This window comes from uncultured Thiodictyon sp. (assembly GCA_903837595.1).
Classification (GTDB): domain Bacteria; phylum Pseudomonadota; class Gammaproteobacteria; order Chromatiales; family Chromatiaceae; genus Thiodictyon.
Map to the genome: position 1 here is coordinate 1 of CAILVI010000112.1, position 7,344 is coordinate 7,344.

The 7,344-nt window shown below is 60.9% G+C and carries 6 protein-coding genes; all 6 read left to right on the forward strand.

Annotation, left to right across the window (positions count from 1 at the left end):
* The first annotated feature begins 282 nt into the window (after nucleotides 1-282).
* On the forward strand, nucleotides 283-1,197 hold the full coding sequence (gene prmB / locus QZY44_RS06265) for a 50S ribosomal protein L3 N(5)-glutamine methyltransferase (protein ID WP_295443762.1): 915 nt from the start codon (nucleotides 283-285) through the stop codon (nucleotides 1,195-1,197).
* A gap of 162 nt (nucleotides 1,198-1,359) precedes the next feature.
* Nucleotides 1,360-2,745, forward strand: coding sequence for an oxygen-independent coproporphyrinogen III oxidase (hemN, locus tag QZY44_RS06270; protein ID WP_295443765.1), 1,386 nt, complete (start codon nucleotides 1,360-1,362; stop codon nucleotides 2,743-2,745).
* 339 nt (nucleotides 2,746-3,084) lie between these two features.
* A complete protein-coding gene (locus QZY44_RS06275) occupies nucleotides 3,085-3,924 on the forward strand; it encodes a hypothetical protein (RefSeq protein WP_295443768.1) in 840 nt (279 codons plus the stop codon).
* A gap of 89 nt (nucleotides 3,925-4,013) precedes the next feature.
* Nucleotides 4,014-4,925 carry a restriction endonuclease gene (locus QZY44_RS06280; RefSeq protein WP_295443771.1) on the forward strand — a complete coding sequence of 304 codons (912 nt, stop codon included), beginning with the start codon at nucleotides 4,014-4,016 and terminating at the stop codon, nucleotides 4,923-4,925.
* Between the two features lie 393 nt (nucleotides 4,926-5,318).
* Nucleotides 5,319-5,474: a DUF1902 domain-containing protein gene (locus QZY44_RS35650; protein ID WP_365303467.1), complete on the forward strand. Its 156-nt coding sequence runs from the start codon at nucleotides 5,319-5,321 to the stop codon at nucleotides 5,472-5,474.
* A gap of 220 nt (nucleotides 5,475-5,694) precedes the next feature.
* The coding region (locus tag QZY44_RS06285) for an IS1634 family transposase (protein ID WP_295443774.1) at nucleotides 5,695-7,344 on the forward strand (1,650 nt) is incomplete at its 3' end.

Below are 7,344 nucleotides of genomic sequence, written 5' to 3' on the forward strand. Positions count from 1 at the left end.
CCTGAGCGGGATCACCCTGGCGAATATGGTGGAGCGCGGGCGCGTGGAGCGCGCCAAGGCCCGTCACGAGGCGGCCGCGGCCGGCACGGCCGGCACGGACGACAAGCGCCGCGCCGCCTGAGCGGCCCGCCGCCCCTGCGGTTGCGGGTCGGGCGGGCGTGCGCGATTGCACGCGGACGGGTGTCGGCGGCGCTGCGGTGATATCCTTACGCGCTTCCCGCGGGCGCCGCGGGTCCGGCCGTCCGGCCGGGGCAACTGCACTGATCCGGGAAATGCATCGCGATGGCCGAACAGCCTGACGGGTTGATTACAATCCAGGACTACATCCGCTGGGGGGCCACCCGGTTCAACCGGGCCGGGCTCTGGTTCGGTCACGGGACGGATAACGCGCTCGACGAGGCGGGTGAGCTGGTACTGGGTGGTCTGGACCTGGACCCCGGGCTCCCCACCAGCTTTCGGGGATGCCGTCTGACCCCCGCCGAGCGCGTGGCGGTGACCGACCTGATCGAACGCCGGGTGACCGAGCGGGTCCCGGCGGCGTATTTGATCGGGCGCGCTTGGTTCGCCGGGTTGCGGTTCGACATCAACGATCAGGTCCTGGTTCCCCGCTCACCGATTGCCGAGCTGGTCGAGGCGGGATTCGAGCCCTGGATCGATGGCGAGCGGGTCGGGCGGGTCTTGGATCTGTGTACCGGTAGTGGCTGCATCGGCATCGCGGCGGCGCTCTTTCTGCCGGATGCCGACGTCGACTTGGTGGACATTTCGCCCGCGGCCCTGGAGGTCGCTCGCCGTAACGTGGCTCGCCACGGGGTCGGGGACCGGGTGCGCGTCTTGGAGTCGAACCTGTTCGATGCCCTGGCCGGTCAGCGCTATGACGTGATCGTTTCCAATCCGCCCTATGTCTCCGGGGCGGAGCTGGCGACCCTGCCCCCTGAATACCATCGCGAGCCGCAACTGGGCCTGCATGGCGGGGAGGACGGGCTGGACCTGGTGCTGCTCATCCTGCTGGAGGCCGCGGCGCACCTGACCGAGTCGGGTATCCTGATCCTGGAGGTCGGAAACTCGGCGCGGGAACTGGAGCAGCGTCTGCCGCTGGTGCCCTGGACCTGGATCGAGTTCGAGCGCGGCGGGGAGGGGGTGCTGCTGTTGACCCGCGAGCAGCTCGTGCTGCATCAGGGAGATTTTGAAGAGGCCTGAACCCATGGGCCGCAGAGCGGCGCGTCGCCGCGCCGAATTCCACAAATCGTCCACGCATTTTAATGAGGCGCATCGACGCGCTCTCGCGGGCGTGGGCGACGATGCCTGGGCCGCCCGGTGCGCGGGCCTCGCAACCATTCCCGACACCTGAGGGTAGAATTGATGGAACAGGGTATCTCCTTTGACCTGGGCCTGATCCGCCGCTATGACCAGAGCGGCCCCCGTTACACCTCCTACCCGACGGCGGTGGAGTTCGACGAGCGTTTCGGCCCGGCGGTCTACGCCGCGGCCTGCGCCCGCAGCAATTTAAGCGGGCGGCCTCTGTCGCTGTATTTCCACCTGCCGTTTTGCGACACGGTGTGTTTTTACTGCGCATGCAACAAGGTCGCCACCAAGGACCGCAGCTTGGCCCCGCCCTATCTGGAGCGGCTGCACCGTGAGATCGAGATGCAGTCGGCCCTGTTCGACCGCCACCGGGTGGTCGAGCAACTGCACTGGGGCGGCGGTACCCCGACCTTCCTGAGCCACGACCAGATGCAGGGGCTGATGGATCAGACCCGTCGCCACTTCACCCTGGCGGATGATGCCACCGGTGAATTCTCCATCGAGATCGATCCGCGCGAGGCGGATGCCGCGACCGTCGCCCTGCTGCGGCGGCTCGGCTTCAATCGCATGAGCCTCGGGGTGCAGGACTTCGACCCGCGTGTGCAGGCGGCGGTCAACCGCATCCAGAGCGAGGCCCAGACGCTCGAGGTCCTGGATGCGGCGCGCGCCGAGGGTTTCCGCTCCATCAGCCTCGACCTGATCTACGGCCTGCCACTCCAGACGGCAGAGAGCTTCCTGAGCACGCTCGACCGGATCATCGAGCTGACCCCGGACCGCGTCTCGGTCTTCAATTATGCCCATCTGCCGTCGCGCTTCAAGCCCCAGCGGCGCATCAATGAGGCGGAGCTGCCGGCCCCTGAGGTCAAGCTCGAAATCCTCCAAAGCACCATCGCCCGGCTGGGTGAGGCCGGTTATGTCTATATCGGCATGGACCACTTCGCCCGCCCGGACGACGAGCTGGCGCTGGCCCAGCGCGCCGGTACCCTCTACCGCAACTTCCAGGGCTACTCGACCCACGCCGACTGTGATCTGATCGGGCTCGGGGTCACCTCCATCGGTAAGGTGGACAATACCTACAGTCAGAATCGCCGCGAGCTCGATGAGTATTACGCCGATATCGATGCCGGTCATCTGCCGGTCTTCCGCGGGCTGGAACTCAACCGCGACGACCTGATCCGACGTGATGTCATCACTCGTCTGATCTGCAACTTCCAGCTCTCTATGCCGGTTGTGGAAGCGGCCTGGGACATCGTGTTCGCGGACTATTTCGCCGACGCGTTGAGCCGTCTGGAGGTCATGGTCGCGGATGGACTGCTGGAGATCGGGGACGGGACCATCCGCATCCTGCCGCGCGGCCGTCTGCTGGTGCGCAACATCTGCATGGCCTTCGACGCCTATCTGGCCAACAAGTCGGGGCCGATCGGCTTCTCCAAGGTCATCTAGGGCATTCGTCGCGGCCTGGGGGCCGCTCCTACGCCGTAGGAGCGGCCCCCAGGCCGCGACGGGTTACCGCCAGTGCGCCGTATGATCAGATCCCGCACTGCTGCCACGCGCGGCGCATAGCCTTTCCGGTAGGATGCCGGAACTCAGCGCCATGGCCGGTGAGCCGATGCCGACCGCGACCGTCAGTCCTCACACCCTAAATCAGCAAATCCCTCGCGCGTAGGCGCAAACAACGGCCGCAACCGGCCATTGCGCGGGCGCTTGCCTGCCGGATGCCGCTGTCGTACCCTCTGCCCTTGATCCGCCGGCACGAGCCCGTTACCGAGGCGTCTGCGCCCGATGACCGACAAAGACATCATCAGCCGGGATACCCTCAAGCGCCTGACCACCGACCTTGCCCGGCACCTGCTTGGCATTGAGGCCGAGGCCATTGAGCTGCTGGAGACCCAGAACCAGCGGATCGAAGACCGCCGGGCGGACTTGGTGGCGCGCATGCGCGCCATTGACGGTCACGAATTTCTGCTGCATGTCGAGATCGCGAACAAAAACCGTAGTGAGATGCTGTTGCGGATGCTCCGCTATTACACGGACATCCGCCTCGCCGGACACAAAGGATCCATCCGGCAGTTCCTGATCTACATCGGTACCGACCCGCTCAAGATGCCGCATGGCATCGCCGAGCCGGAGTTGCTCGACTATCGCTACGGCCTTGTGGACATGCACCAAATCAATTGCGCCGGGCTGTTGGTGCAGGATAATCCGGATGCGCTGGTCCTGGCGGTCTTGTGCGATTTTGGCGGGCGGGAGCCGCAGGAAGTCGTCGGCTATATCGTTCGTCGACTGAAGGAACTCCTGGGCGCGGACGAGCGGCGTTTTCGCCAATACATGACCATGCTCGAAATCCTGTCAGAAAACCGGGGTCTCAAGGCCCAAGTGATGGAGGCTCAAAGAATGCTGACCCAAGTCGATATCAGACAGCTGCCTTCCTACTCAATCGGTTATGAGGACGGCGAAGCGCTGGGTGAAGAGAGGGGTGAAGCGCGGGGCGAGGCACTGATCGTGCGTCGCCTGCTTACCCATCTCGATGCAGAGAAAGTTGCGGCATTGCTGGGGCTCAGTACCGAGGAGGTGGCTCGCATTGTCGCCAAGGGGAATCCCGATAACCCTGATCCGGAATAGGTCAATGATACGCATGCAGCGCAAATAGTTAGAGAGTCCGAGTGTGGCGATGCTGCCTTTGTCTGGCATAAACAGAAGATATTGCATTGATGCCTATTCCTGATTATGAAACATTGATGTTGCCCTTGCTTGAAATCGGGGCAGCCGCAAATGGTGAAGTGGTAAAGCTATCGGATGCCGTAGACCAGCTCGCTGAGCGTTTCAGGTTAACCGATAAAGAACGCACGGAGTTGTTGCCAAGCGGTGGCACCTTTAAGTTTTCTTCTCGGGTATCATGGGCGCGTACCTACCTGCAGAAAGCCGCATTACTGGAGGCGCCGAAACGGGGTTACTTCCGACTCACTCCGCGTGGCACAGCAATCATCAAGCAGGCGCTCACCAAAATTGACAACAAGGTCCTCTCGCAGTTTGCGGAATTCAGGGCTTTTCAAGGCAAGAAGAAGCCCCTCAAAGCGGGTTCTGAAGCGCAGCCGTTAGATACTCCTATCGAGTCTATAGAGTCCTTTTATGAGCAATTCCGTGAAGCCCTAGCTGCTGAGTTGCTTGATCGGGTGAAGAAGTGTTCGCCCCAGTTTTTCGAGCGTCTGGTAATTCACGTTCTCTTGAAAATGGGGTATGGTGGCTCGTTTAAGGATGCTGGTGCTGCGCTCGGAAAGACTGGAGATGGCGGTATTGATGGCGTTATTCGAGAAGATAAGCTCGGTCTCGACAACATCTATATTCAGGCGAAACGCTGGTCTGATAAGGTCGTGGGTAGTCCGGATCTAGATCAGTTTTCTGGGGCGCTGTCTAAGAAGAAGGCCACTAAAGGAATTTTTATTACGACGTCAACTTTCACAAAGGACGCCCAGTCTTCGCTCAAAGATTGTTCCTCACGCATCGTCCTTATCGACGGTGGTCAGCTCGCTAAGTATATGATCGACTACGGCGTTGGTGTTTCGGTTATCGATGTGTTTGAGTTGAAGAGAATTGACTCTGATTTTTTTGAGGAGGATTTGTAGGGAGTAGAGTCCGTTTTCTCGATATCTTCTGGGCGTGCTATTGCACTCTGCGCCTTCTAATTTTGCCAGGAGCATTGGCGATGAGAGAAATCGAATACCAGAAGATTAAGTAACCAACGCCGCGGCGGGTTGCGTAGTTGCCTTATTTTTTGGATTTTCTGCGGACCCGTGAGGACGAACAATGCCTCACGCAAGCTGCCGCCAGGGCCAGCGAAGCGAGTTTCGCAGCGGTGTGGAGCAATGACGAAGACGCCGCTTACGATCGTCCGTGACCATGGCGCATTCCTTCGGCGGTATGGCGGCAACAATGGTGCATGAAATGTATTACGAAATCCGGGTCGAATGAGACGCCGAGGCGGGTGTCTGGTATGTCGAGGATAGTAATTTCCCGGGTTGGTTGGCGAGGCACCGACGCTGGAGGCCATGGTTGCGTTGCGGCGGACTCGGGTACCGGAAATGCTCGAGGAGAACGGTTGCCCGCGGGGGGACGATATCCCATTGCGGTTGCTGACGACGGCCCATCTTGCAACGTTGCGCGTGGCCGCCTGATGGGTGAGAGCTGTACGCCGGAACTGATTCGGCAGCTCAAGGCGGCTGGCTGTTCGCTGGTTAGACCGAAGTTCCAGCAAGAACGATTCTCACCTTCGCCCCAAGTCTCTGATGTGGCTGTGGGGAAATCATTGGGGCCGGCTATATTGAGCATAAATGTACCCATGTAAGTGCACGTCAGGCACTTGTAAAAATGTGCTGATCTGCTATATTTGCATCCATGTACATCGATATCGTTCCAAACCGTAACTCCCCCCCGGCCATCTTGCTCCGCGAGTCGATCCGCGAAGGCAGCAGGATCATCAAGCGCACCATCGCCAACCTGTCGTCGTTGTCGATCGCGCAAGCGGAGGCGATTCGCGCCGTCCTCAAGGGCCAGCCGGTGGCCGCGGTCGATGAGATTTTTGAAATCATCCAGTCCCGTTCACATGGGGCTGTCAGTGCGATTGAGCTGGCCATGGGACGGCTGCGGATCAGTGCGCTGCTGGGGCGTGAGGCGTGCCGGGAGCGCGACCTGGTGCTGGCGATGATTGCTGCCCGGGTGCTGGACCCACAGAGCAAACTGGCCACCACGCGCTGTTGGGATCACAGTACCCTGGGGGCGTTGTTCAGCGTCAGTGATGCCGATGAGAATGCGCTGTATGCGGCGCTGGATTGGCTGCGGGAGCGGCAGCCCGCCATTGAGCAGCGACTGGCCAAGCGGCATTTGCAGGAGGGTGGCCGGGTGCTCTACGACCTGTCCTCCAGCTATTTCGAGGGTGAGTCGTGTCCGTTGGCGGCGCGCGGCTATTCCCGTGACGAGAAAAAGGGCAAATTGCAGGTCAACTATGGATTGCTGACTGATGCGCGCGGTTGCCCAGTCGCCATCTCGGTGTTTGCGGGCAATACCACTGACCCGCAGACCCTGATGGGGCAGGTGGAGAAATTACAGAATGATTTCAACCTGCGATCGGTGATCCTGGTGGGGGATCGCGGGATGATTTCGCAGACGCAAAGCGATGCCTTACGCGAGCGTGATGGGGTGGCGTGGATCACGGCGCTCAAGAGCGGGGCGATTCGCCAGCTGGTCGAGTCCGGCACCATTCAAATGGATTTGTTCGATGAACGCAATCTCTGTGAATGTGCCCACGACGACTTTCCCGATGAGCGCCTCATCGCCTGTCGGAATCCGCAACTGGCGAAACTGCGTGCGGCCAAGCGTCGCGAACTCCTCGCGGCCACCGTGGAGCAGTTGCAGACCGTGCAGCGGATGGTCGCCAATGGCCATCTGAAAGATTCCGACAAGATCGGGGTGCGTGTCGTGCGGGTCATCAACAAATACAAGATGGCCAAGCATCTCGTGCTCGACATCACCGACACCCAATTCGCCTTCCACATCAACGAGGAAGCGGTCGCGGCAGAAGCCGCGCTCGACGGTCTCTATGTCATCCGCACCCCGCTGCCGGCGCCACAGGTCAGCCGTGAAGATGCGGTGCGGCATTACAAGAGCTTAAGCCATGTCGAAGCGGCGTTTCGCGTGTTAAAAAGCGACGACCTGCAACTTCGTCCGATCTATCACCACACGGAAGAGCGGGTCCGCGCCCATCTGTTCCTGTGCATGCTCGCCTATTACGTCAAATGGCATATGAGCGAGGCTTGGCGCAGTCTGTTGTTCGCCGATGAAGATCAGGATCGCCTCGCCCAACGCGATCCCGTAGCGCCAGCGACTCGCTCCGATGCGGCGTTGGAAAAAGTGGCAAGCAAGCGGTTGGCCGACGGCTCGCCCGCACACAGCTTCAGTACCCTCTTGAAGGAGCTGGCGACGATCATCCGCAATACCTGTCGGCGCAAAAAAGCCAGCGCTGGCGAGAACACCTTCACGATCGACACG

Excerpts from the sequence above, each read along its gene's own strand:
- prmB (WP_295443762.1), top strand. The coding sequence starts at position 283 with ATGGCCGAACAGCCTGACGGGTTGATTACAATCCAGGACTACATCCGC.
- hemN (WP_295443765.1), top strand. The coding sequence starts at position 1,360 with ATGGAACAGGGTATCTCCTTTGACCTGGGCCTGATCCGCCGCTATGAC.
- QZY44_RS06275 (WP_295443768.1), top strand. The coding sequence starts at position 3,085 with ATGACCGACAAAGACATCATCAGCCGGGATACCCTCAAGCGCCTGACC.
- QZY44_RS06280 (WP_295443771.1), top strand. The coding sequence starts at position 4,014 with ATGCCTATTCCTGATTATGAAACATTGATGTTGCCCTTGCTTGAAATC.